This window comes from Mycobacterium sp. NPDC004974 (genome assembly GCF_053600815.1).
The window spans coordinates 306791-330958 of sequence record NZ_JBSGAQ010000004.1; the positions used below are offsets into that span (position 1 = coordinate 306791).

General features: G+C 67.5%; 23 protein-coding genes and 1 riboswitch. Of the genes, 10 read left to right on the forward strand and 13 right to left on the reverse strand.

The features are described from left to right. Window positions 1-155: 155 nt before the first annotated feature. Window positions 156-275: riboswitch (SAM riboswitch) on the forward strand. 184 nt (window positions 276-459) lie between these two features. Genes ACWEFV_RS12355 through ACWEFV_RS12365 form a run of 3 tightly spaced genes read left to right on the forward strand, consistent with a single transcriptional unit; the run spans window position 460 to window position 3667 of the window. After that, a complete protein-coding gene (locus ACWEFV_RS12355; protein WP_450070381.1) occupies window positions 460-1791 on the forward strand; it encodes a bifunctional o-acetylhomoserine/o-acetylserine sulfhydrylase in 1332 nt (443 codons plus the stop codon). Window positions 1792-1811: 20 nt separating this feature from the next. Then, window positions 1812-2942, forward strand: coding sequence for a homoserine O-acetyltransferase MetX (metX, locus tag ACWEFV_RS12360; RefSeq protein ID WP_450070382.1), 1131 nt, complete (start codon window positions 1812-1814; stop codon window positions 2940-2942). Beyond that, on the forward strand, window positions 2939-3667 hold the full coding sequence (locus tag ACWEFV_RS12365; RefSeq protein ID WP_450070383.1) for a class I SAM-dependent methyltransferase: 729 nt from the start codon (window positions 2939-2941) through the stop codon (window positions 3665-3667). Before metX ends, ACWEFV_RS12365 begins: the two co-directional genes overlap by 4 nt. Here the strand turns inward: ACWEFV_RS12365 and ACWEFV_RS12370 are convergent. Continuing rightward, entirely contained in the window at window positions 3664-4170 is a 507-nt protein-coding gene (locus ACWEFV_RS12370; RefSeq protein ID WP_135453086.1) for a winged helix-turn-helix transcriptional regulator, read from the reverse strand. The two genes, ACWEFV_RS12365 and ACWEFV_RS12370, sit on opposite strands and share 4 nt — an antisense overlap. Before the next feature lie 80 nt (window positions 4171-4250). Between ACWEFV_RS12370 and ACWEFV_RS12375 the strand changes: the two genes are divergently transcribed. Beyond that, on the forward strand, window positions 4251-4670 hold the full coding sequence (locus tag ACWEFV_RS12375) for a nuclear transport factor 2 family protein (protein WP_450070384.1): 420 nt from the start codon (window positions 4251-4253) through the stop codon (window positions 4668-4670). Here the strand turns inward: ACWEFV_RS12375 and ACWEFV_RS12380 are convergent. Both ACWEFV_RS12380 and ACWEFV_RS12385 read right to left on the reverse strand, forming a co-directional pair. Next, window positions 4660-6204: an FAD-dependent monooxygenase gene (locus tag ACWEFV_RS12380; protein WP_450070385.1), complete on the reverse strand. Its 1545-nt coding sequence runs from the start codon at window positions 6202-6204 to the stop codon at window positions 4660-4662. The two genes, ACWEFV_RS12375 and ACWEFV_RS12380, sit on opposite strands and share 11 nt — an antisense overlap. Continuing rightward, complete coding sequence (locus ACWEFV_RS12385; protein ID WP_450070386.1) at window positions 6201-6824, reverse strand: TetR/AcrR family transcriptional regulator; 624 nt, start codon at window positions 6822-6824, stop codon at window positions 6201-6203. The genes ACWEFV_RS12380 and ACWEFV_RS12385 overlap by 4 nt, the downstream gene beginning before the upstream one ends. 209 nt (window positions 6825-7033) lie before the next feature. Here ACWEFV_RS12385 and erm point away from each other — a divergent pair, with 209 nt between their 5' ends. Then, window positions 7034-7774: a 23S ribosomal RNA methyltransferase Erm gene (gene erm, locus ACWEFV_RS12390; RefSeq protein ID WP_450070387.1), complete on the forward strand. Its 741-nt coding sequence runs from the start codon at window positions 7034-7036 to the stop codon at window positions 7772-7774. Here erm and ACWEFV_RS12395 read toward each other — a convergent pair. Both ACWEFV_RS12395 and ACWEFV_RS12400 read right to left on the reverse strand, forming a co-directional pair. Beyond that, window positions 7771-8064 carry a DUF3017 domain-containing protein gene (locus ACWEFV_RS12395; RefSeq protein WP_036440671.1) on the reverse strand — a complete coding sequence of 98 codons (294 nt, stop codon included), beginning with the start codon at window positions 8062-8064 and terminating at the stop codon, window positions 7771-7773. The two genes, erm and ACWEFV_RS12395, sit on opposite strands and share 4 nt — an antisense overlap. Continuing rightward, window positions 8061-8912, reverse strand: a complete 852-nt coding sequence (locus ACWEFV_RS12400; RefSeq protein WP_036445663.1) for a bifunctional methylenetetrahydrofolate dehydrogenase/methenyltetrahydrofolate cyclohydrolase — start codon at window positions 8910-8912, stop codon at window positions 8061-8063. Before ACWEFV_RS12400 ends, ACWEFV_RS12395 begins: the two co-directional genes overlap by 4 nt. Before the next feature lie 37 nt (window positions 8913-8949). On the opposite strand from ACWEFV_RS12400, the gene ACWEFV_RS12405 reads away from it, so the two are divergent. Together ACWEFV_RS12405 and ACWEFV_RS12410 are read left to right on the forward strand one after the other, a co-directional pair. Next, complete coding sequence (locus ACWEFV_RS12405) at window positions 8950-10182, forward strand: NADH:flavin oxidoreductase (RefSeq protein ID WP_450070388.1); 1233 nt, start codon at window positions 8950-8952, stop codon at window positions 10180-10182. Between the two features lie 7 nt (window positions 10183-10189). Beyond that, window positions 10190-11095: a diphosphate--fructose-6-phosphate 1-phosphotransferase gene (locus tag ACWEFV_RS12410; protein WP_450070389.1), complete on the forward strand. Its 906-nt coding sequence runs from the start codon at window positions 10190-10192 to the stop codon at window positions 11093-11095. Here ACWEFV_RS12410 and ACWEFV_RS12415 read toward each other — a convergent pair. Continuing rightward, window positions 11092-12861 carry an outer membrane protein assembly factor BamB family protein gene (locus tag ACWEFV_RS12415; RefSeq protein ID WP_450070390.1) on the reverse strand — a complete coding sequence of 590 codons (1770 nt, stop codon included), beginning with the start codon at window positions 12859-12861 and terminating at the stop codon, window positions 11092-11094. The genes ACWEFV_RS12410 and ACWEFV_RS12415 overlap by 4 nt on opposite strands. 76 nt (window positions 12862-12937) lie before the next feature. Here ACWEFV_RS12415 and ACWEFV_RS12420 point away from each other — a divergent pair, with 76 nt between their 5' ends. Then, window positions 12938-15586 carry an FHA domain-containing protein gene (locus tag ACWEFV_RS12420; RefSeq protein ID WP_167857755.1) on the forward strand — a complete coding sequence of 883 codons (2649 nt, stop codon included), beginning with the start codon at window positions 12938-12940 and terminating at the stop codon, window positions 15584-15586. Window positions 15587-15686: 100 nt separating this feature from the next. Here the strand turns inward: ACWEFV_RS12420 and ACWEFV_RS12425 are convergent, their stop codons facing one another. The 5 genes from ACWEFV_RS12425 to ACWEFV_RS12445 are packed head-to-tail and all read right to left on the reverse strand — an operon-like array spanning window position 15687 to window position 20628. Then, complete coding sequence (locus ACWEFV_RS12425) at window positions 15687-16250, reverse strand: pentapeptide repeat-containing protein (RefSeq protein ID WP_135453077.1); 564 nt, start codon at window positions 16248-16250, stop codon at window positions 15687-15689. Window positions 16251-16253: 3 nt separating this feature from the next. Then, entirely contained in the window at window positions 16254-16865 is a 612-nt protein-coding gene (locus ACWEFV_RS12430; protein ID WP_450070391.1) for a GTP-binding protein, read from the reverse strand. Beyond that, window positions 16846-17211, reverse strand: a complete 366-nt coding sequence (locus ACWEFV_RS12435; protein WP_135453076.1) for a DUF742 domain-containing protein — start codon at window positions 17209-17211, stop codon at window positions 16846-16848. The genes ACWEFV_RS12430 and ACWEFV_RS12435 overlap by 20 nt, the downstream gene beginning before the upstream one ends. A 34-nt stretch (window positions 17212-17245) precedes the next feature. Continuing rightward, window positions 17246-17653, reverse strand: a complete 408-nt coding sequence (locus ACWEFV_RS12440) for a roadblock/LC7 domain-containing protein (protein WP_019346515.1) — start codon at window positions 17651-17653, stop codon at window positions 17246-17248. Further along, window positions 17650-20628: a HAMP domain-containing sensor histidine kinase gene (locus tag ACWEFV_RS12445; RefSeq protein WP_135453075.1), complete on the reverse strand. Its 2979-nt coding sequence runs from the start codon at window positions 20626-20628 to the stop codon at window positions 17650-17652. Before ACWEFV_RS12445 ends, ACWEFV_RS12440 begins: the two co-directional genes overlap by 4 nt. A gap of 331 nt (window positions 20629-20959) precedes the next feature. Between ACWEFV_RS12445 and ACWEFV_RS12450 the strand changes: the two genes are divergently transcribed. Next, window positions 20960-21424 carry a tRNA (cytidine(34)-2'-O)-methyltransferase gene (locus ACWEFV_RS12450; RefSeq protein WP_135453074.1) on the forward strand — a complete coding sequence of 155 codons (465 nt, stop codon included), beginning with the start codon at window positions 20960-20962 and terminating at the stop codon, window positions 21422-21424. 113 nt (window positions 21425-21537) lie between these two features. Here the strand turns inward: ACWEFV_RS12450 and ACWEFV_RS12455 are convergent, their stop codons facing one another. After that, window positions 21538-22191, reverse strand: coding sequence for a nitroreductase family protein (locus tag ACWEFV_RS12455; RefSeq protein ID WP_135453073.1), 654 nt, complete (start codon window positions 22189-22191; stop codon window positions 21538-21540). Between the two features lie 147 nt (window positions 22192-22338). Next, complete coding sequence (locus tag ACWEFV_RS12460) at window positions 22339-22911, reverse strand: XRE family transcriptional regulator (RefSeq protein ID WP_135453072.1); 573 nt, start codon at window positions 22909-22911, stop codon at window positions 22339-22341. Between the two features lie 318 nt (window positions 22912-23229). Here ACWEFV_RS12460 and ACWEFV_RS12465 point away from each other — a divergent pair, with 318 nt between their 5' ends. Further along, window positions 23230-24168 (forward strand): hypothetical protein, encoded by a 939-nt coding sequence (locus ACWEFV_RS12465; RefSeq protein ID WP_450070392.1) that lies wholly within the window; start codon window positions 23230-23232, stop codon window positions 24166-24168.

The window sequence follows — 24168 nt, forward strand, 5'->3', positions numbered from 1 at the left end:
CATTACTGACCAGTAACTTCGGCTTGCGTCCAGGCATCAAACAGCCCCACACGCCCCCCGAACTGAACGTGTTTCAGTCCCGCCCGTGCAGAACCGGCAAACACCCCGGACAACCGACTGGCATGGCCTCAGCGCGTTGCGATAAGCTGCAGACCGGTCATGAGTGTCAGCATCAAGCCCCGGCTTGCTGGCCGGCAACCCTCCAACCGCGGTGGGGTGCCCCGGGTGATGACCAGGTTGAGCAGTCGTTCGCGGCTGTAAGGCAAGCGCGGGTCCGAAGGTACGGGCCCCAGACAGACAGGGAAACCTGATGGAGGCCACCCATATGTATGTGTCCGTGAATTGTTGGTGTCTGCTGCCTGTCGTCGCTGACGACAGGCGCGACTCCCAGTAGCCGACCACATTTCTACCTTCCCGATCTCGTGACCCTCATCCCGTCACCGGAGGAGACACCTAGCCATGACAACCCCAGACAACGTCGCGAACTGGTCGTTCGAGACCAAGCAGGTCCATGCCGGCCAGAGCCCTGACACCGCCACGAAGGCCCGGGCCCTGCCGATCTACCAGACCACGTCCTACACCTTCGACAGCACCGACCACGCCGCCGCCCTGTTCGGGCTGGCCGAGCCGGGCAACATCTACACCCGGATCATGAACCCCACCACCGACGTCGTCGAGCAGCGCATCGCCGCACTCGAAGGCGGCGTCGCCGCCCTGCTCCTGTCCTCGGGCCAGGCCGCCGAAACGTTCGCGATCCTCAACCTGGCCGGCGCCGGTGACCACATCGTGTCCAGCCCGCGCCTGTACGGCGGCACATACAACCTGTTCCACTACACGCTGCCCAAGCTGGGCATCGAGGTCAGCTTCGTCGACGACCCCGACAGCCTGGACAGCTGGCGGGCTGCGGTACGGCCGAACACCAAGGCCTTCTTCGGCGAGACCATCTCCAACCCTCAAATCGACATCCTCGACATCCCGAATGTGTCCGCCGTGGCACACGAGAACGGTGTCCCGCTGATCGTCGACAACACCATCGCCACCCCGTACCTGATCCAGCCGATCGCGCTCGGCGCCGACATCGTGGTGCACTCGGCGACCAAATACCTGGGCGGCCACGGCTCGGCGATCGCCGGCGTGATCGTCGACAGCGGCAACTTCGACTGGACGCAGGGCCGCCACCCCGGCTTCACCACACCGGATCCCAGCTACCACGGCGTGGTCTTCGCCGAGCTCGGTGCGCCCGCCTACGCCCTGAAGGCCCGGGTGCAGCTGCTGCGCGACCTGGGCAGCTCCATCTCCCCCTTCAATGCCTTTTTGATCTCGCAGGGATTGGAAACGCTGTCCCTGCGTGTTGAACGCCACGTGGCCAATGCGCAGAAAGTCGCCGAGTACCTGGCCGGGCACTCCGGCGTCACCTCGGTGAACTACGCCGGACTCCCCACCTCACCCTGGTACGAGCTGGGCCGGACCATCGCCCCGAAGGGCACGGGCGCGGTGCTGGCGTTCGAGCTGGAGGGCGGGATCGAGGCCGGAAAGGCGTTCGTCAACGCCCTGACCCTCCACAGCCACGTCGCCAACATCGGTGACGTGCGTTCCCTGGTGATCCACCCCGCCTCGACCACACACGCGCAGCTCTCCCCCGAGGAGCAGCTGTCTACCGGCGTCACGCCCGGCCTGGTCCGGTTGGCCGTCGGCATCGAGGGAATCGACGACATCCTGGCCGACCTGGAGCAGGGGTTCGCCGCCGCCCGTCCGTTCAGCGGCGTGCCGCAGACTGCGGCGACGGTGTAGGACGGCGAGAGAAGACCGGCATGACGATCACCGAAGAACCAGCCGTGTCCACCCTCCCTTTGCCTACCGAAGGCGAGATCAGCGTGGTGCACATCGGTGCGCTCACGCTCGAGAACGGCACCGTCCTGCCCGACGTGTCGATCGCCGTGCAGCGCTGGGGTGAGCTGTCACCCGCACGCGACAACGTGGTGATGGTGCTGCACGCGCTGACCGGCGACTCCCACGTCACGGGACCGGCCGGCGACGGTCACCCGACCGCAGGCTGGTGGGACGGGGTGGCCGGACCGGGCGCCCCGATCGACACCGATCAGTGGTGCGCGATTTCGACCAACGTGCTCGGCGGCTGCCGCGGGTCCACCGGCCCCGGCTCGATCGCCCCCGACGGAAAGCCCTGGGGCTCAAGGTTTCCCCAGATCACGATCCGCGACCAGGTCGAGGCCGACCGGGCCGCACTGGCAGCCTTCGGCATCACCGAGGTGGCCGCGGTGGTCGGCGGGTCGATGGGTGGAGCCCGCGCGCTGGAATGGCTCGTCGGGCATCCCGAGGAAGTCCGGGCCGGCCTTGTCCTGGCCGTCGGCGCCCGTGCCACCGCCGATCAGATCGGCACCCAGAGCGCCCAGGTGGCCGCGATAAAGGCCGATCCGGACTGGCAGGGCGGGGACTACCACGACACCGGCCGGACCCCGCTGGCCGGCATGGAGATCGCCCGGCGCTTCGCGCACCTGACCTACCGCGGCGAGGAAGAACTCGACGAGCGGTTCGCCAATGACGCCCAGGGTGACGAGGACCCGACCAACGGAGGGCGCTACGGGGTGCAGAGCTACCTGGAATACCAGGGCGGTAAATTGGCCCGCCGATTCGACCCGGGCACCTATGTGGCCCTCTCGGATGCGCTGTCGACCCACGATGTGGGCCGCGGCCGCGGCGGAGTTTCCAGTGCGCTGCGGAGTTGTCCGGTGCCCGTCATCGTCGGCGGGATCACCTCCGACCGGCTCTACCCCATCCGGCTACAGCAGGAACTGGCCGAGCTACTGCCCGGCTGCAACGGCCTGGACGTCGTCGACTCGGCGTACGGTCACGACGGCTTCCTGGTCGAGACGGAAGTGGTGGGCAAGCTGATCCGCCGCACACTGGAGTTGGCACAGCGGTGAGCTCGCCCAAACAGCGTTCCCTGTCCTTCGGCTCAGAAGCCGCGGCATATGAACGCGGCCGGCCGTCGTATCCGCCGGAAGCGATCGACTGGCTGCTCCCCGAGGGAGCCCACGACGTGCTGGACCTGGGCGCAGGCACCGGCAAGTTGACGACCCGGCTCGTCGAGCGCGGGCTGGACGTGATCGCCGTCGATCCCATCCCGGAAATGCTTGAGCTGCTATCGAACTCACTGCCGGATACGCCGGCACTGCTGGGCACGGCCGAGGAGATCCCGTTGGCCGACAACAGCGTCGACGCGGTTCTGGTGGCCCAGGCCTGGCACTGGTTCGACCCCGAGCGGGCCGTCAAGGAGGTCAGCCGGGTGCTGCGCCCCGGCGGCCGGCTGGGCCTGGTCTGGAACACCCGCGACGAACGGCTGGGCTGGGTCAAGGATCTGGGCCGCATCATCGGCCCCGAGCACGATCCGTTCAACAGTGAGGTGACACTGGCCGCGCCATTCGGCGAGATCGAACGGCATCAGGTGGAGTGGACGAGTTACCTGACGCCCCAGGCCCTCATCGATCTGGTGGCCTCCCGCAGCTACTGCATCACCTCACCGGAGAAGGTGCGCACCAGGACGCTGGACCAGGTTCGCGAGCTGCTCGCCACTCACCCCGCGCTGGCCAACTCTTCGGGGCTGGCGCTGCCCTACGTCACCGTGGGTATCCGGGCCAGTCTGGCCTAGCCCGTTGAGCGGCCGAGGATGAACTCGCCAATGACGGCGGTGCCGGGGCCGGGGCGGGCCCCGGGGCCCGGGGCGGCCGTTGCCGTCGCCGCGTCGAGTTCGCCGCCGCACTGTGCACACACGGTCTTGGCCGTAGTGACGCGACCGCATTCGCTGTGGACGATCAGCGCCGGTGGTCCGTCCGCGTCACCCAGCCATTTGTCTCCCCAGGCGAGCAGTGTCGCGATCACCGGGTACAGATCGCGTCCTTTGTCGGTGAGCAGGTACTCGTAGCGCGGTGGTGCACTCTGGTACCGGCGTCGTTCCACCACCCCGTGGCGTTCGAGTTCGTCCAGACGCGCGGCCAGGATGTTCGAGGCGATACCGAGATCGCGCCGGATGTCCTCGAACCGCGTCATCCCTGCGAACAGGTCACGCAGGACCAGCGGCGTCCACCGCTGCCCCACCACCTCGACAGCACGTGCGATCGAGCACGAGATGTCGCTGAAGGACTGTTTCGGCACCCCTCAACCGTAGCCCATTGCAATTCGCAATGAACTACGGTTGAGTAGATTGCAAATCGCAATCGAGGTGAGGACAGGGCATGACAACGACTACCGATTCGGTCACCGCGTTCTGCGACGCCACCCGCACCAACGACCTCGACGCGCTCGTCGCGACCCTCGCGCCCGACGCAGAGCTGGTCTCACCGCTCTCCGGCCGAATGGTGTTCCGGGGACACGACGACCTTCGGCAGCTCCTCGGCGCGGTGTACGGCGGCCTGCGAGACCTCACCTGGGACGAAGTGATCGGCGATGGCCCGACCCGCGTCGCGATAAGCGAGGGCCGGGTTGGCGGCGTCACCATCACCGATGCGCTGGTGTTCGAACTCGATGGAAGCGGGCGGATCCGACGCCTGCGTCCGCACCTGCGGCCGTGGCTTGCGACCACGGTGTTCGCCATGCGGCTCGGACCGAAACTCGTCCGCCATCCCGGCGTCCTGCGCCGCGCTCTCAGGCGCTGAGCGCGGCCATCTCGGTCTCCGCACCGAACCAGCGCTCCAGCGCCGCACGCAGCCCTTCCCCGTCGAATTCGTCTGTGGCCCAGGCGACGTAGCCATCGGGTCGGATCAACAACGCCGCGGCAGGCCGATCGGCAACGGTCGCCTCGACGACGTCCACCCGATCCTGCCAGCCCGAGACCGCGTCGGCACAGCCGCCGCCGGACAGGTCGAGCAGTACGGGACGTCCGCGGTGCAACAGTTGCGCGATCCGGCGGCCGTCGGACAACGTCAACGCCGGGACGAAGCGCCCGGACAGCCTGTGCTCATCGCCGACGTCGTAGCGGACATCGGAACCGGCAAGCACGCCGGCGATATGGGATGAGCCGTCCGGCGTCGCCAGCAGCTCACCGAAAAGCGTTCGGAGCGCCGTGACTTCGGGACCGGCAGCCATCAGGGCGGCCTGAGCCATCGAATGCATCATCACCCGCTGCCCGGCCGGCCAGCGCTCACTGTGATAGCTGTCCAGCAAACCGTCCGGCGCCCACCCCTGCACGGCGGCGGCGAGTTTCCAGCCCAGGTTCATCGCATCCTGCATGCCCAGGTTCAGGCCGGGCCCGCCCATCGCCGAATGGACATGGGCGGCATCGCCCACCAGGAAGACATTGCCGGCGCGGTACTGCGCGGCCTGACGGGTGTTCTGACCATTGATCCGCCGCAGGGCGTGCGGCCCCGGCCCGCTCGGTGGTTGGATCGGCAGGTCGGCGCCGACCACCCGCTTCACGCTCTCGCGCAGTTCGTCGATGGTCAACTCAGGGGCGTCGTCGGGCAGGACCGAACCGTATTCGATGGTCCCGAGCATCGAGCGGCCCGCCTGGAACTCGGCATAGATCAGCACACCGCCTTCGAACCGGTTGTGACCGAACGGGATTTGCCCGACACCCGGGACGTTCAGCGCACCGTAACCGGTGCGCAACTCGTCCGGCAGGCTGATGTGGGCCACCCGCGCTATGACATCGGTGGTCAGCCCGGGAAAGTCGATGCCCGCCTTCTTCCTGACCGGACTGCGGCCACCGTCAGCCCCGACGAGGTAGGTCGCCGGCAACCGGTAGTTCCCCTCAGACGAAGAGACATCGAGAACCACGCCGTCGGATCCCTGCTCGAAATCGGTGAGTTCATGTCCCCACCGGATCTCAGCCCCCAGGCCCCGAACCCAGTCCGCCAGTTCGCGCACCACTCGGGGCTGTTGAATCAGCATGCCGTACATGGGGTTGTCCACGACGTCGGTGAACGGCACCTGCATGCCCGCGAAGATGTAGCCGTCCATTGGTTGCGGAGGCGCATCCGACCCGCTCAGCGTCTGATACAAGCCGCGAAGGTCGAGCACGCGATTGGCCTGTCCGACAATGCCATTGGCCTTGAGTTCCGGGCTGGGCTCAGCCAGCTGCTCGAGCACCACCGGCCGCAAACCGGCCAGGGCCAACTCCCCCGCCACCAGCAGGCCGTTGGGCCCCGCGCCCGAGATGACGACATCTACCCGATCTGTTGTGTGTTTCATTTCTTCCCTCCCGGTTCCGGCAGGCCCGCGGCCACCGCCGCGAACCCTTTGCGCAGCAGTGACGTGAATGCCACCGGCGGATCAGAGTTCCCGTACTCGTCCATCGCGACATCGCCGACCGCCCGGACGACGGCGGCCACGAGCCGCGGGTACATATCGCGCTCGGCATCCGTGCCGGTCCGCTCGGCGATCGCCGCGACCCACTCGTCGTTCATCCCCCGAAAGGTGGCGTCGCGAATCTCCGGGATCATCAGCAGTTTTCGAACCTCGGCCAGCTGCTGACGGGTCGGCAGCGCGCTCTCCGCACCGTAGACGTCGGACATGTCGGCGTCCAACGGTTTAATCACCGATTCGGTGATGGCGGTCCACAACGGCTCGTCGGCGGGGCGCTCGCGCAGCATGTCGATGCTGCAGCGCATGCGTTCCTGCTGCCGGTATCCGAGCGCGTCGTACTTGCCGGCGAAGTAGTTGGTGAACGTGCGCAGCGAAACGCCTGCCAGGTTGGCGATGTCCTCGCGGGTGACGTTCTCCAACCCACGTTCGAACGCCAGGCTCAGCGCGGCATCGCTCAGCGCCCTGCGGGTATCGAGCTTCTTGCGTTCTCGCAGTCCGGGTGCCATGTCTGCACGGTAGACCAAATACTGCCCGTTGGGCAATATTGCCCCCTGGGCATTTCCTGTGAAAATCAGTTGAGGCCAGGCCGCCACTCTGCCTACCGTGGCAGGCATGTCAGTGACCTACATCCGCTTGCGCACCACATAACCGGCGGATCTTCACTTTCCAGGAACGTCCGCCGCAGCAGCTTTGTCCCTGCGAGCGCGGAGCATTCGTGTCTTCAACTCATCACGGCCGGCACGAGTACGGCCAGAATTTCCTGTGCGACCGACGCGTGGTCGCCGACATCGTCAGAATCGTCTCGCACACAACAGGTCCCATCGTCGAGATCGGCGCCGGCGACGGCGCGCTCACCCTGCCGCTGCAACGGCTGGACCGGCCGCTGACCGCCATCGAGATCGACCGGCGGCGGGCTCGACGATTGGCGGACCGAACCTCGGCCGAGGTGGTAAGTGCAGATTTTCTGCAGTACCGACTACCCGCAATGCCGCACGTGGTGGTGGGCAACCTGCCCTTTCACCTGACCACCGCGATCCTACGGCGGCTGCTACACGGCCCGGGCTGGACCGACGCCGTACTGCTGATGCAGTGGGAGGTGGCCCGGCGGCGGGCCGCGGTCGGCGGCGCCACCATGATGACGGCGCAGTGGTGGCCGTGGTTCGAATTCGGTTTGGCACGAAAGGTTTCCGCGGACGCGTTTCGACCACGACCCGGTGTGGACGCCGGGCTGCTGACCATCAAACGCCGCGGTGAACCCCTGATCCCGTCGGCCGACCGGCGCCGATATCAGGCCCTGGCACACGAGGTGTTCACCGCGCGGGGCCGCGGCCTGGCGCAGATCCTGCGACCTCACGTAGATCGGCGGTGGTTGCAGGCCAACGGAATTCAACCATCGGCACTGCCGCGGGACTTGTCCGCACAGCAGTGGGCGGCCCTGTTCGCCGCGGTGGACTAGCTGGTGCCCAGCGGGTCGATGGTCCAGGCGATGTAGAGCACCACCGCGCTCACGGTCGCGGTGGTCGCGAAGTCGATCGTCCGGCTTCGCACCACAAGCAGGCCGGCCCGGTCGTCGGTGAGCGCGAGCCGCAGCGCAGCCGCCGCACCGACGCCGATCCCGATCACCAGTGCGCCGCGGCGCCAATAGCCCGCCACCACCAAGGCGAAGGCCGCGATAAAGATCAGCCCGACCACGAGGATCGGCCACTGCCCGGCGACCACCTTCTGGACGAACTCCTTTGCCGTCACGCCAGTTTCGACTCTTCGAGCTCGACGACGTTGGTCAGCAGGAACGCCCGCGTCAGCGGCCCCACCCCGCCCGGGTTGGGCGACACGTGCCCGGCGACGTCCCACACGTCCGGCGCCACATCTCCGGTCAGCTTGCCGTCCACCCGGCTCACGCCGACGTCGACGACGGCCGCACCCGGCTTGACCATGTCCGCGGTGACCATGTGCGGCACGCCAACCGCGGCGATGATGATGTCGGCCTGCCGGGTCAGCGCGGGCAGATCCCGCGTCCCGGTGTGGCACAACGTCACGGTGGCGTTCTCCGAGCGCCGGGTCAGCAGCAGGCCCATCGGCCGGCCGACGGTGACGCCACGGCCGATCACCACGACATGGGCGCCGGCGATCGGCACATCGAACCGGCGCAGCAGGTGCACTATGCCGCGCGGCGTGCACGGCAGCGGCGCATCTTTTCCGAGCACCAGTCGGCCCAGGTTGGTCGGATGCAGACCGTCGGCGTCCTTGGCCGGGTCGATGCGCTCCAGCGCGGCGTTCTCATCCAGATGCTTGGGCAGCGGCAACTGCACGATGTAGCCCGTGCAGTCCGGGTTGGCGTTGAGCTCGTCGATCGTCTCATCGAGCTGGGCCTGCGTGATGTCGGCGGGCAGGTCGCGGCGGATCGAGTTGATCCCGACCTTTGCGCAGTCAGCATGCTTGCCGCGCACATAGGCCTGAGAGCCAGGGTCGTCACCGACCAACACGGTTCCGAGGCCGGGCGTCCGTCCCGCTTCGGTCAACTTCGCTACGCGCTGCTTGAGGTCGACGAAGATCTCGTCGCGCGTCGCCTTACCGTCCAACACAATGGAACCCACGCTCCCCATTGTGTCAGCCGCGTGGCAGGCTCAGCATATGAACACCCAGCCCAATGTGTTCACTGATGTTTTCAGTGAGGCCAAGCTCGGCCCGGTGACGCTGCGCAACCGCATCATCAAGGCCGCCACCTTCGAAGCGTCCACGCCTGATGCGCTGGTCACGGAGGATTTGATCAACTATCACCGGTTGCCCGCGGCCGGCGGCGTCGGCATGACCACCGTCGCCTACTGCGCGGTGGCCCCCGGCGGCCGTACCGACGGCTGGCAGATCTGGATGCGGCCCGAGGCCGTACCCGGACTGACCAAACTGACCGAGACCATCCATGCCGAGGGCGCGGCGATCAGCGCCCAGATCGGCCACGCCGGCCCGGTGGCCAACTCCCGGACCAACAAGGCCAAGGCGCTGGCGCCGGTGCGGTTCTTCAACCCGCTGTCGATGCGGTTTGCCAAGAAGGCATCGATCGACGACATCCGCGACGTGACCGAAGCGCATGCCAACGCCGCACGGCTGGCCATCGACTCCGGCTTCGACGCGGTCGAGGTTCACCTCGGCCACAACTACCTGGCCAGCTCGTTCCTGTCCCCGCTGATCAACCGGCGCACCGACGAGTTCGGCGGATCGCTGGAGAACCGGGCCAAGGTCGCCCGTGGAGTCGTGCGCGCGGTGCGCGACGCCGTCGACAAGCACGGCGACCGGAAGATCGCCGTCATCGCCAAACTCAACATGAGCGACGGTGTCCGCGGCGGCATCCCGATCGACGAGTCCCTGCAGACGGCGAAGTGGCTCGAAGAGGACGGCGGCCTGGACGCCATCGAGCTCACCGCGGGCAGCTCTTTGGTCAACCCGATGTACCTGTTCCGCGGCGGCGCGCCGGTCAAGGAGTTCGCCGCGAACTTCAAACCCCCGATCAGCTGGGGCATCCGGATGAGCGGCAACAAGTTCTTCCGCGAGTATCCGTACCACGAGGCGTATCTGATGCGCGACGCCGAGAAGTTCCGCGCCGAGCTGAGCATGCCGATCATCCTGCTGGGCGGCATCACCAACCGCGAGACGATGGACCGGGCGATGGCAGCGGGCTTCGAGTTCGTCGCGATGGGGCGCGCGCTGCTCGCCGAGCCGGACCTGCTCAACCGGATCAAGGCCGAGGAAGACAACGACGGTCAAGGCCGTGTCTTGTCCAAGTGTACGCACTGCAACATGTGCATGCCGACGATCTACAGCCACACTCACTGCGTGGTGACGGGAGCCCCGGACTCACTCGTGAGCTAATAGCTCCATGGTCGGCAACCCCAGCGACACCATGGTGACCTACCGCTACGTGCGGGTCGGTCTGGTGGCGCTGGTGGTGTTCCTGTTGTGTTCTCTCGCGTTGACCTGGGCGCACACTTGCCCGCAGGGTTCCATCAGCGCGTTCTTCTACACCCGCACCCACGCGGTGTTCCTTGCCTCCCTGTGCGCCATCGGCATCTGCCTGATCGCCTACAAGGGCAGCCGGGTGGGCGAAGAGGCGCTGCTGAACTATGCCGGATTCCTGGCCTTCATCGTCGCCCTGGTGCCCACCGGTCCCGCCGACCTGTGTCAGCCGTGGCTTCCCAGCGTGGCCGACCCGTTCGGCGGCGTCGCCAACAACGTCGCCGCGCTGTTCGTGGCCGTGGCCGTCGGCGCCACCATGTACTTCACGCTGGACCACTGGCGCCGCCCCAGGGACGCACCCGTGCCGTCCCCGCTGTCGTGCGCCGAGGCCGCCTCCCTGTGGAAGACCGTCGCCACCGCGTTGCTGCGATCCGAGAAATGGCTGCCCACAGTGTTGGTGATCCTCGCGATCGCCGGGGCGCCGCTCATGCTCTGGGACTGGTTTGCCGATCACGCACACGCCATCGCGGCGGTCGCGATGTTCCTGGCCATCACACTCGTGGCGGTCTACCACGCGTGCTACGCCAGGGCCGCGGTGCGCCGGCACCTGGCCCGGTTCTATGCGGCGATCGCCGCGCTGATGCTGATCACCGTCGTGGCCGGCGTCGTGCTGCTGATCCTGGGATGGCACTTCGGGGTGCTCACCGTCGAACTCATCCTCATCGTGCTGTTCGCCGTGTTCTGGGCGGTGCAGACCTGGGACGTCTGGGACGCCCAGGACCGCTACCCGGAAGAGGCCGTGCCCACGCTGGCCAACAGTCCCACTTAGTCCGTGTACCCGTCGATCTGCAGCGTCTGCCCGTCACGCCACAGCACCAGCACCGCGCCCGGCGCCGGGACGAATCCTTCGACCGATTTCACGGGCACCGCTGCGGTCTGAGCGCACGACTTCGCATCGAACGTGCGCAACGATGCCGCGCCGCCGCGCGGACCGCGGTCGGCGACGACGAGGGAACCGGACGCCGTGAAGTAGGCCGGTTGATCGACCGGCCGACTCGGCACGTTCGACCGGACCGGCTCGATATCGCTGGGGAGGCCACATCGTTCGCGTCCGTCGGGGCCGAACAGGGTCAGGCGGGTCGACACGTCCTCGAGGTACCACACCAGGAAGTCGTCGTTGAGGCCCGATGATTCACTGGGGCGTCCGCGAGGCGGCAGGGTACTGACGGTGCGGTCGACGATATTGGCGTACATCGCTCCGGCCGGTGCACCGGGTCCGACGGCCGACACGAAGACTCCGACGCGGTTGCCGACGCTCACCCCGAGCTTGAGGTAGCGCTGTTCGATCGGCGCCGCCGGGTCGATGTGGCTCTCGAACAGCGTGGTGTCCCAACCGATTTCCCCGGTTTGGGGATCGAGCACAGTCAACCAGACTTTGCCGTCCCGGCATTGCACCGCGGACACCACACCCGACGAGGTCACGGTTGGTTCGACGATGCCGCAATCGGGATGCGGCGCACGTACGTTCCACATCGGCCGGCCGGTCCGGCTGTCGTACCGGGTCCACATTTGCTCGTCGTTCCAGCCCACCACCAACGGTCCGGTGGCGAATCGGTAGCGCCCACGGGCCGCCTCGAGCAGATCCGGATCGCCACTGGTCCACAGCCGGTCGCCGGTGACGGCGTCGAGGCCGACGAGCCCGGCGTCGATGAAGGCCAGCACCGTGGCGCCATCGTCGACCACGCGCATCCCGTTGACGCGCACTTCCCCGGGCCCGGTCCGTGAGTAGTACCAGCGCTCCTTGCCGTCGGCGCCATAGGCCGTGATGCGGCCCTTCTGATAGACGGCGAAACCGGCTCCGGCGGCAGCGATGTCGTACAACGGCACATCTTTGTCGGTGAACGCGTCGGGCGCCGACACCGTGAACGTGCGCTGCCCCAGCGCACCGGGCATCGCCGGAACATCGCTAGCTGCCGCCGTCGTCGCATCGACGAAGCGGCCGTCATCACCGGCGCGCAACGCACCCACGGTCACCACCGCGGCAACCACGACGGCGATCGCTGCGCCGACAGCCAGCAACTTCACCGCGCCGCGCTCCAACCGCGGGAAGGCCCGTGCCGCCAGGAAGGTCGCCGCCGCCCCGGCCAGACACAACCACCACGACGCCATCCCGGCGGGCAGTGCCGCGGTAACCGGCGCGTTGTCCATCGCCATCCGGTAGAACGCCGGGATCCCCTGGGTGATGTACGCGATGACCAGCAGCGCCGCCACGCCTGCCGCCCCGGCCGGGGTGGCCGCCAGGTCACGGCCGGTGTGGCCGCGCCAGACGCCGTAGGCCATCGCCGCGATCAGCACCACCGCGATCACCGCCACCACCAACGCCATCCGGTTCGGCAGGGCGTCGCCCCACCGGTGCAGGCCCAGCACGTACCAGGAACTCTCCCCGGCGCTGCGCGGTGCGACCAACCGCGCCCATGCACCCAGCGCCGCGGCCCACACCAACAACACCACCGCCGCGCCGGCCAGCATCGTGCCGACCGCCCTCAGCAGGCTCAGCACGCGGCCGGCCGTCTTCTGCGCCCCTTCAGAAACCATGTGAGCCATAGTCACACGCCGCGACACCTCCGCAACGGCCCAGCCCCGGCGAAAAGTACCGATAGAGTTGAGCGCGATGAGCCCTGCGCTGACTGTTCGTTACGACGGATCGACCCGTACCTTTGCCCCGGGCAACGATGTCGTCATCGGCCGAGACCTCCGTGCCGACGTCCGCATCGCCCACCCGCTGATCTCGCGCGCCCACCTGGTGCTGCGTTTCGACCAAGGTCGGTGGATCGCGATCGACAACGGCAGCCTCAACGGCATGTATGCCAACGGCCGCCGGGTGCCCTCGATCGACATCCACGACGGCCAGGTCGTCAACATCGGCAACCCGGACGGACCCCAGGTGACCTTCGAGGTCGGACGGCACCAGGGCTCCGTCGGCCGGACACCGACCGCGGCGGTACCCATCGGGAACCGGCCCAGCGGGGCGTGGCCCACTCAGGCGTCGGCCCCCGGGCGTCAGCAGTACGGGCAGCCGCCGGCGCCCCAGCGCCCCGGATACTCGTCCGGCCCGCAGCCGCGCTACCCGACCCCGCCGACCGGATATCCGAGCGGCCCCCAGGGTGGTTATCCGAGCGGACCGCAGTCGGGATATCCCAGCGGCCCCCAGGCGTACCAGTCGCAACCGGTTCGCTCCCCGGCCCCGGCGAACCCGTCCCAGGCAGCGACTTCGATGGCGCCGGCCGCCGCCTCGGACCGCGGCGGCAGCGAGGCCGGCGGCAACATCGCGACCAGCATGATGAAAATCCTGCGGCCCGGGCGCACCGCAGCGGCGCCGGCAGGTGCGGTGAAGATCGGCCGCGCCACCGACAACGACATCGTCATCCCCGACGTGCTGGCCTCACGCCATCACGCCACGTTGATCCCGTTGACCGGCGGCACCGAGATCCGCGACGAGCGCAGCATCAACGGCACCTTCGTCAACGGCGCGCGGGTGGACAGCGCGATATTGCACGACGGCGACGTGGTCACCATCGGCAACGTCGACCTGGTGTTCAGCGGCGGCACCCTGGTCCGCCGCAGCGAGACCGAGGCCGACACCCGCACCGGCGGCCTTGAGGTACGCGGTCTGACGTGGACCATCGAGGGCAACAAGACGCTGCTCGACAACATCTCCGTCGACGCCCGGCCCGGCACGCTCACCGCGGTGATCGGCCCGTCGGGTGCGGGCAAGTCGACGTTCGCCAAACAGGTCGCCGGCTACACACATCCGACCACCGGCACCATCACCTTCGAGGGCCACGACGTCCACGCCGAGTACGCCTCGCTGCGTTCCCGGATCGGCATGGTCCCGCAGGACGACGTGGTGCACGGCCAGCTCACCGTCCGGCAGGCGCTGATGTACGCCGCCGAACTGCGGCTGCCGCCGGACACCACCAAGGAAGACCGCGAACAGGTCGTCATGCAGGTGCTCGAGGAACTCGAGATGACCAAGCACCTCGACACCCGCGTCGACAAGCTGTCCGGCGGGCAGCGCAAGCGTGCCTCGGTCGCGCTCGAACTGCTGACCGGCCCGTCACTGCTGATCCTCGACGAGCCCACCTCGGGCCTGGACCCGGCACTCGACCGCCAGGTCATGACGATGCTGCGCCAGCTGGCCGACGCCGGCCGCGTGGTGCTGGTCGTCACCCACTCGCTGACCTACCTCGACGTGTGTGATCAGGTGCTGCTGCTGGCCCCCGGCGGCAAGACCGCGTTCTGCGGCTCGCCCGACCAGATCGGCCCCGAACTCGGCACCACCAACTGGGCCGACATCTTCAGCACCGTCGCGGGCGATCCGGTCGAGGCCAACCGGCGCTACCTGGCCCGTACCGGCCCGGCACCGGCAGCCGAACCGTCGTCGGCACAGCCCGGCGACCTGGGCGAGCCGGCCAAGACCAGCCTGTTCCGGCAGCTGTCCACGATCGCTCGCCGGCAAGTCCGGCTGATCGTGTCCGACCGCGGTTACACCGCGTTCCTGCTGATGCTGCCGTTCATCATGGGAGTGCTGTCGCTGTCGGTGCCCGGTACCGTCGGGTTCGGTCTGCCGGTCCCGGCCGTCCAAGGCGGCGAGGCACCCAACGAACCGGGCCAGATCCTGGTGATGCTCAACGTGGGTGCCATCTTCATGGGCACCGCGCTGACCATCCGCGCGCTGATCGGCGAGCAGGCGATCTTCCGCCGCGAGCAGGCGGTCGGCCTTTCGACGACGGCCTACCTGCTGGCCAAGATCGCGGTGTTCGCGGTGTTCGCGGTGATCCAGTCGGCCATCGTCACGGTGATCACGATCCTCGGAAAGGGCTGGGGCCCGGGCTCAGTCGACAGCGGGGCCTTCATCGGCGGCCGCAACCTGGAGTTGTTCATCGACATCTCCATGACGTGTGTGGCCTCGGCGATGGTGGGCCTGGCCCTGTCGGCGCTGGCCCGCTCGGCCGAACAGATCATGCCGCTGCTGGTGGTGACCGTGATGAGTCAGCTGGTGTTCTCCGGCGGCATGATCCCGGTGACCGGCCGCGTGGTGCTCGATCAGTTGTCCTGGATCACCCCGGCCCGCTGGGGCTTCGCGGCCTCCGCATCCACCGTCGACCTGACCCGCCTGGTGCCGCCGCCGCTGCTGCCCGCCGATTCGCACTGGAAGCACACCCCGACGGTGTGGCTGATCAACATCGGCATCCTGTTGCTGCTGTGCATCATCTACACGGGGTTCGTTCGCTGGCGGATCCGGCTCAAGGCCGGCTGAGTCCTCCCACGAGCAGTCCCCCGCAAGCGGGAGGGCCCCCAATAAAACTGCCCCTTTTCGCAGGAAAAGGGGCAGTTTTGTGTCTGCTGGGCAGGAAAGGTCAGCCGCCGTGGACGTCGAGACCATGGGCGGCTGAGTAGGCCAGCGCCTGGGCGATGTCGATCTTGGCGCCGCGCAGCTTCGCGGTGGTCCAGAAGGTGGGGTCGACGCGGGCGCCACGCAGATCGGCCTCGTCGAGCTTGGCATCCTGCACCCGTGCGCCGGTCAGGTCCGCCTGCCGTAGCACCGCCTTGCGCAGGTCCACCCCGACCAGGCTGGCCTCACGCAACCGGCAGCCCGACAGGTCAACGCTGCGCAGATCGCAGCCGCCGAGAACGGCCAGGGTCAGATCCGACTCCACGATCTTGATGGGCCGCAGCCGGCACTCGGTGAACACCGAGCCCAACAGACTGCAGTTGGTGAACGTGCTGTGCCAGAGCGTGGCACGACGAAACGTGCAGTTGCGGAACGCCGAGCCGAAATGCTCCGACTCGGACATGTCCACACCGCTGAAGTCGCACTCGGTGAACACCACGCGCTCGGTGCGCAACCGGCTCAGGTCTTCCTCGCGGAAATCGTGACCGGTGAATTCCCTGTCCGCCCAGGCGGTTTCGTCAGCTACCACGCCTCAGCCAGGCAACGCGGAAAGCGTGCTCAGCGAGTACTCGGTGACCGCGATCAACGCGGCCTTAGCCGAGTTGCGGTCGCGGGCGTCCACGGCCACCACCGGGATGTGTTCCGGCAGCGCCAGGGCCTTGCGCACTGACTGGGTGGGATGCTTTGGCGCGTCGTCGAACTCGTTGACCGCGACGATGAACGGCAGCTTGCGGGCCTCGAAGAAGTCGACCGCGGCGAAGCTGTCCTGCAGGCGACGCACGTCGACCAGGATGATCGCACCGATCGCGCCGCGCACCAGGTCGTCCCACATGAACCAGAAGCGGCGCTGCCCGGGGGTGCCGAACAGGTACAGCACCAGATCCTCGTCCAGCGTGATCCGGCCGAAGTCCATCGCGACCGTGGTGGTGCGCTTGTCTGGAGTGCCGTCCAGGGCGTCGACGCCCTCAGACACGTTGGTGACCAACGCTTCTGTGCGCAGCGGCATGATCTCGGAGACCGCGCCCACGAATGTTGTCTTCCCTGCCCCGAACCCGCCAGATATGACGATCTTCGTCGAGGCGGCCCCACGTCGGGGGGCGCCACCGGCGGAGGCCGAGCGGGGTTCAGAGTGCTCGTAGGCCACGCAGGGTCCTTCCAATCAATTCGCGGCGTTCGTCGAAGCTAGCCGAATCATCAAGGGTGGCTTCCACCCGTAGATAACCCTGCGTCACCAAGTCCCCGATCAGCACGCGCGCCACGCCGAGCGGGAGAGATAAATGAGCGGCAATTTCGGCAACCGAAGGACTGCCGGTGCACAACTCTACGATCTGTGCGCGCACATCGTGCCCAGTCCAGCGCGGTTCACGTGTCGTGTCGGTTTTTTGTACCGGCGCTTCCAGCGGAAGGTGGACGCGCGAGTCGGTACGACCGGCCGTCAGGGTGTACGGCCGCACCAAACTCGGTCGATCGGTGGGTTCTGGTTCGCCCACAGGCACCTCGCGAAGGCAGAAGGGGACAGAGGACTCAGGACGGCTGCGGGGTACGGCGCGAAGACTGAACCACCGCGCCGACCCGCTCGACCAAGATCGCCATCTCGTAGCCGACCTGCCCGATGTCACATGACGGGGCGGTCAGCGTGGCCAGGTTGGAGCCGTCACCCACCCGCATCAGCAGCAGGTACCCGTTCTCCATCTCGACCACCGACTGCATCACGTGGCCACCGTTGAACAACTGGGACGCCCCGGTGGCCAGGCTGGCCAGGCCGGAGGAGACCGCGGCGAGCTGGTCGGCCCGCTCGACCGGCATGTGTTCGCTGGCAGCCATCAGCAGTCCGTCGGCCGAAACCAGCACCGCGTGGGACACCCCGGATACCTCGCGGGCGAACTTGGACACGAGCCAGTCCAGGGAGTCGCGCTGCGTCGGGCGGGTCATTCGTTATCGGTTCCTCTGGTCTCACGGGCATGCGATCGTCCGGCGTGCACGCCTCCGAAAAGGTTGCTGGTGCTCGTACGGACAGCCTCGGGGTCACGCGGTTTGAACGCCGCGAACATGCCGCTGTCAGGTTCGTCTGCCGATGCTACCGTCTCCGAGCCGTCGTCGTTACGGTGCACTCCACCGTTGCGGTGACGGCCGTTGGACTCGCCGGCCGCGCCCACGGCTGCGGCCACGCCACCCGGCACCAGGCGGGCACCCGGCGTACGCATGGGCAGGCCTTCCTCGGTGTGCTGCTCGACGGGCGCATCCTGCGCCGCGGCCGCCACCGTCCAGCCCTTCTCCCAGACCGTCTTCCAGTCCAGGTCGGCGCTGCGCACGTGGGTCGTCGGGTCGATCTCGAATTCCGAGACCATCGACTGATAGATCGAGTCGCCCTGGACCTCGGGGCTCTCGGCCTCGACCGCGGTGGATCCGACCGGCTCCTCGGGTGCGGGCTCGGCTTGGTGAGCCGCACCGTTGACGCCATTGAGGCCGTTTACGCCATTGAGGCCGCTGTGGCCGTTCAGGCCGTTGTGACCGTTGAGGGCGCCGGCTCCGTTGACACCGTTCGTGGCGGCCTGCCCTCGGGAGGCGAAGAACGACGAGGTGTTGGTCGGTGCCTGACGCCCGGCCTCCACGTCGTCCTCTTCGGCAGCCGCCGGGTCGGCCGCACCCGCGACGTCACCCTTGGCTGCTCCCTTGGCCAGGGCCGCACTCTCTTCGGTGTGCACCGGCCACTGCTGGGGCCACTCGCCGACCGGCTCGTCCGCGGGCTCCTCGACCGGCGCCTCGGCAGCCGGTTCCGGTTGCGGGGCAAGCGTGCCCGGCAGCTCCGAGATGCCACTGGCCCCGGGACTGCGCTGCGGCAGCAGGTCGAACGGCATCTCGGCACCGTTGAGGTGGGGCTCGGCTCCGCCGGACCCCAAGGCCGACGCATCGGCAGGATCGCCGTCCAGCGACAGGGCCGTGGCGATCCCGGCGTGGGCATCAACGGGCCTGCCATAAGGAAGGTCGTCGACCGAGTCTCCGCCGTCGCGGGCCAGAAGCGTGGCCGGGATGTACACCCCTGCCGTGGTACCCGAACTCGGCTCTTCGGCAACGGTGCTGCGCAGCCGCACCACCAGACCGTGCTGGGTGGCCAGTCGCCCGACCACGAACAGACCCATGTGACGCGCGGTGTAGGGGTTGACCTCACCGCCGGACTGCAGGCGGGTGTTCGCGACCCGCAGATCGGCCTCGGTCATGCCCAGGCCGACATCGCTCACCTCGATCACCAACGCGCCCTTGGCCGCGTGCACGGCAGACACCCGCACCTGCGAGATCGGCGGCGAGTAGCGCAGCGCGTTGTCGAGCAGCTCGGCCAGGAGGTGAATCAGGTCGCCCGCCGCCGAACCGGTGATCTCGACGTCGGCCACCGACGCGGTGACCACGCGGGCGTAGTCCTCGACTTCGGAGGCGGCGGCATTGATCACGGTGGCCAGCGGCACCGGACGGCTGTGCTCACGCGCCAGCTTGGACCCGGACAGCACCAACAGGTTCGCGCCGTTCCGGCGCATACGGGCGGCCAGATGGTCGAGCCGGAACAGACTCTCCAGACGTTCCGGGTCGTCCTCGTTGCGCTCCAGCTGATCGATGAGCGACAACTGCTGGTCGACGAGCGAGCGGCTGCGGCGAGACAGCGTCTCGAACATGTCCGAGACCTGCAACTGCAGCTGAGCCTGTTCCCCGGCGAGGAACACAGCCTGCTCGTGCAGCTCGTCGACGGCATGGGCCACCTGACCGACCTCTTCGGTGGTCTGCACCGGGATCGGGGTGACCGGCACCAACTCTCCGCCCGCACGGACCCGTTCGATCTCCTTGGCCAGGTCCTGGTGCGCGACCTTGAGCGCGCTGTCACGAAGCGTCCGCAACGGGCGCACCAGTGAGCGGGCCACCAGCAACACGATGACCATGGCGCTGACGATCGCGGTCGCCACCAGGATCGCGTCGCGGATCGCGTCGTTGCGGGCATCGTTGGCCTGGGCCTCCACCGCGGCCGGAATGCCCGTGGTGGTGTCCTCGATGATCTGCCCGGCGATCTTGTCGGTCGCTTCCAGCGAGGCCAACATGTCCGGATTGCCGACGAGTGGGATGCCGGGATTCGACATCATCGCCATGCGCTTGACCATCTCGGCGCGAAGCGTCGCCGCCGCCTCAGAACCGCCGCCGAGCACCTTCGTCAGTGCGGCGACCGTGGACGGCTCGGTACCGGCCATCGTGATCATCGACGTGCGCAACAACGGCTCCGGCTCGTCCCCGCCCCGGTTGACCAGCATCCGCTGAATCGCCATCTGGCCGCGGGCGCCGACCGCGCGGGCCAGCGCCTCAACCTGAGCCTGAACCGACTGCTGGTTGCTGTGCACCGAGCCCGTGATGGCGGCTTCCCCGGTCAGCAGCAGCGGGCCGTAATCGAGGATGCGCTGACGCAGATCGATCGACTCGGACATCACCGCGTCGACAAGCTGCTGCCCCTTACCGAGAAGGCCGGCCACGGCCTGACCGACATCCTCAGACACATCGGTGGCATCGACTCGTTGCTGCAAGTCGGATTTGCGCTCATTGAACGTGGACACGGCCGACTGACCGTCGCCGCCTTCGGTAGCCGCGATGAGGACGCCCTCCATCGCAGCCATGTACCTGTCGACGTCGGGAATCACTTCGGCCCGGTCGGCCGCCAACCGCAGATCTCCGGCCGCACTGGCGCTGGCATAGATGCGCAGGCCACCGAACGTCGCCGCCAGGATGAGTGGCACGAGGACGATGGCAAGGACTTTTCGATTGACCGGCCAGTTGGCCGGCGACCAGCGCGAGGGGCGCTTGGCCGGAGCCGATGGTGCTGGGGAGAATTCGACGAGGGTGCCGTCAGCCTGTTTCAGCTGCGTAAAGGCAGTCATCGGCGCCCAACCGTAGTACCGGCTGCGTGGCCGCAATTAACTCGTGGGGCGTGATTCATAGGACTTCCTGCTGTTTCCGCCCACGCTCGGGCGGGCGTCAAACGCCTTGGCAATTGCACGAGTATGACAGCAGCTCGCGAGCGTTTCCACAATTCTTACTGAACAGACAGAGTTCGTGACCGAGCCGTAGCGCAGTTGTGTGGTAATCGAGCAAACAGCGCTGTCCTTGCCGAATCGCGTGCCGATTTCCACTCCCTATTCCGGGCGCCGATTCGGACCTCAATTACATCCCGATTCGCCCACGGGTGGGCATTCGTACGATCATCGTCGGATGTTCCGGGTGTTGTTCTTTTCTCCCCGCATCGCACCCAACACCGGCAATGCGATCCGGATGGTGGCAGGCACCGGGTGCGAGCTGCACCTGGTCGAGCCCTTGGGCTTCGATCTGTCCGAGCCCAAGCTGCGGCGGGCCGGCCTCGACTACCACGACCTGGCATCGGTGACCGTGCATGCCGATCTGGCGGCCGCGTGGCGGGCGTTGATGCCGGCCCGCGTGTACGCGTTCACCGCCCACGCGTCGACCTCGTTCACCGATGTCGCCTACCAGCCGGGAGACGTGTTGATGTTCGGCCCGGAACCCACCGGACTGGATGCAGAAACTCTGGCCGACCCGAATATCACCGCACAGGTACGCATTCCGATGCTCGCCGGCAGGCGCTCATTGAATCTGTCCAATGCCGCGGCAGTCGCCGCCTATGAGGCGTGGCGCCAACACGGGTTCGCCGGCGGCGTCTAGTTACGCCGCGGGCGTGGGCCGCCACGCGACCCACGCCCGAATCTCACAGAGAGTTCATACAGCGGCTTCACAATTGCACCGGTGGGCAACAGGCGCCCCAGGACGCCCTGGGCTCACCAGCTGTCCCAGTGCGAGAACTGCTCGGCCGGAAGGCGCTTGGCCTTCTTGAAATCGGTGCCCAAGGTGTAGGCGATCGGGAACAGGCCCGCCTGCGCGTACCGATCGAACGGAATGCCCAGCAGTTCGGCGGCCTGCTTCTCGCCGTCACCGAGCAGGTGCAACGTCGTCCAGGCCGATCCCAGGCCGCGGGACCGCAGCGCCAGCATGAAGCTCCACACCGCGGGCAGCAGTGACCCCCAGTAGGACGCACCGATACCGGCGGGTGCGCCGTCGGGGCGGCCCTCAAGGCACGGCACCATCAGCACCGGCGCCTTCTCGAAGTTGTCGGTGAGGTACCTGGCGGAGCTCATCACGGCATCCGCCTGGTGATCGCGGATGTCGCCACGCTCGGGCGCGGGCAGGTCGAGGTACGGGTAGGCGTTGGCCCGGTAGATGTCGGCCAGGGCCTTCTTCTTTGCCGGGTCCTCGACGAAAACCCATTGCCAGCCTTGTGCATTCGACCCCGTGGGGGCCTGTAGTGCCAGGTCGAGACACTCCGTGATGACCTCACGCGGCACCGGCTTATCGAAGTCGAGACGTTTGCGCACCGAGCGGGTGGTGGTGAGGAGCTCATCGACGGTCAAGTTCAGGGCTGGTTCGGCTGTCATCCCGCGAGAGTACAACCGCGGACCGAAACCAGAGCAGCTCCCCAGCGGTTTGCTGGGGAGCTGCCAATCATCGTGCGCCGCAGTGGAACTCAGCTAACAGATGAGGGTTGCGGGCCGCCGCCTCATCGGCGACGGCGCGCGGGTCGATCAGCCGACGTTATCGGAGACCAGCACGGGGTCCCAGCCGGTGCCCTGCGACTCTTCGGCCGACCCGAAGTCGACCGCGTTCGGCACGGCATGGATGCCGTGATCGTCGCCCGGCAACCCGCCCAGAGCGGCAATGGTGTCGCGGATCTTCGTTGCCTCGGCGTCGGTCGGCGTTGCGCCGGCCTCGAGCTCGTCGAGCAGTCCGTCACGCAGACCGGCGCCGTTGGCCACTTCCTGGGCCGACAGCTTCGCGTGGACGCGGGTGACGTAGATCTGCTGCCCCAGAGAGGATCCCGGCGCCGCGGCGGCATGCGCCATCAGCGAGTCGTACCGCTGACGAACTCCGCTGAGCGCCACGATGACCGCGGGAGAAGGCCGGTTGCTGCTGGCCGCCTCAGCCAGGGAGGCACGCAGCTTGCGCAGGCCGGACAGGACGACGTCGGCGCGCTTGTGGAACTTCTTGTCCTCGGGGAAAGGCAGTGCGTCGATAGCGGCGGAATACATGTGCATCGCCGCCTCCGACAGACTGACGATGACCGCCGAATCACCTTCCAGCGTCGCGTTTTGTCCCATGGGCCCTCAATTCTCCAGCGAAAAGATCAACAGAAAGTGAGCGGCCGGTTGCTGGCCCCGTAGGTCCGATTCACCGCCGCTCGCGGTGAGCACGCCGATGACACTAGCGGTTTCCGAGCGGCCCGTCATCGCTAGGGGCACTTGAAGAATGACGAAAAACAGGGTATGCGAACACGGGTGCCGCCGGCCGGTAGCACCTGCCGCCGAGGATGGCCCTACTCTGAACGCCGGCCCGGTGGCAGGCTTGGCCGATGGGAGGTCGACATGGCCGGACTAACTGAATCGACAAGGGTCGCTGAGTCTTCAGGGGGTGCCCCGTTGAACTACGGCCAGAGCGGTGAAACGACCGAGCCGATGCGGGTGGCTGCGGTGGATCAAGACCCGGCTCCCAAAGCCATGTCGATCGACACCAAGGCCGGTATCGGTTGGCTGGTGTGCGGCGGCCTGGGCAGCCTGGCCGTCATCTGGTACCTGCTGTTCAGCCCGGGCGAGCTCGGCAGCAAGGCCGAGTGGTTCTTCGGTGCCGTCGTCTTTGTCGTCGTGATGGTGACGATGTGGCTGACCCTCACCGTCCAGCGTCAGGCCAAATACGACATCGCCCAGGCCGACGAGCGTCTGCGCCGCGAGCTCGCGGCCGCCGACGAACGCTCGGCGCTGGAACTCGCCCTGACCCAGAAATGGCATCGGGCCCAGATGGAGTCGCAGCAGAAGCTGCACGATGCCGAACTGGTGGCCCAGCGGGAACTGGCCCGGATCGAGCGCAACAACCTGCTCGAACAACTTCAGAAGCAGGCGATGATCGAGGTGTCGCGTGCGATCGGCGCACACACCCGGATGCTCGCCACGTTGTGGACCGAAGGCGCGACGCAACTGCGCAACCCGGACCGCGACGAGCGGGAAACCGCGATGAACGCGCTCTTCGAGCAGATCAGCCAAGTCGTCAGCGACGTTTCGGTCGAGCTGGACAACGCCCACCTGCTCAGCCAGGACGACCGTCTGCAGGATGCGCTGAACCGGGTCAACGACGCGGTGCTGTTGGCCATCCAGGTCGCCGAGGACCTGCACGCCGACGTGGTCGAGGGACGGGCCCCGGAAACCAACCCCATCCCGGCAGTCCAACGCCTGCTGCACGAGCGGGCCACCGCCGCGCGGCGGCTGGCGTGGTCGCTGCTGCGGACCGGGCTTGAGGACAGCACCAGCGCGAGCCCGCCCAGCGTCTCCACCGTCTCCATCGCCTCCAGCGCCGATCCGAGCTGA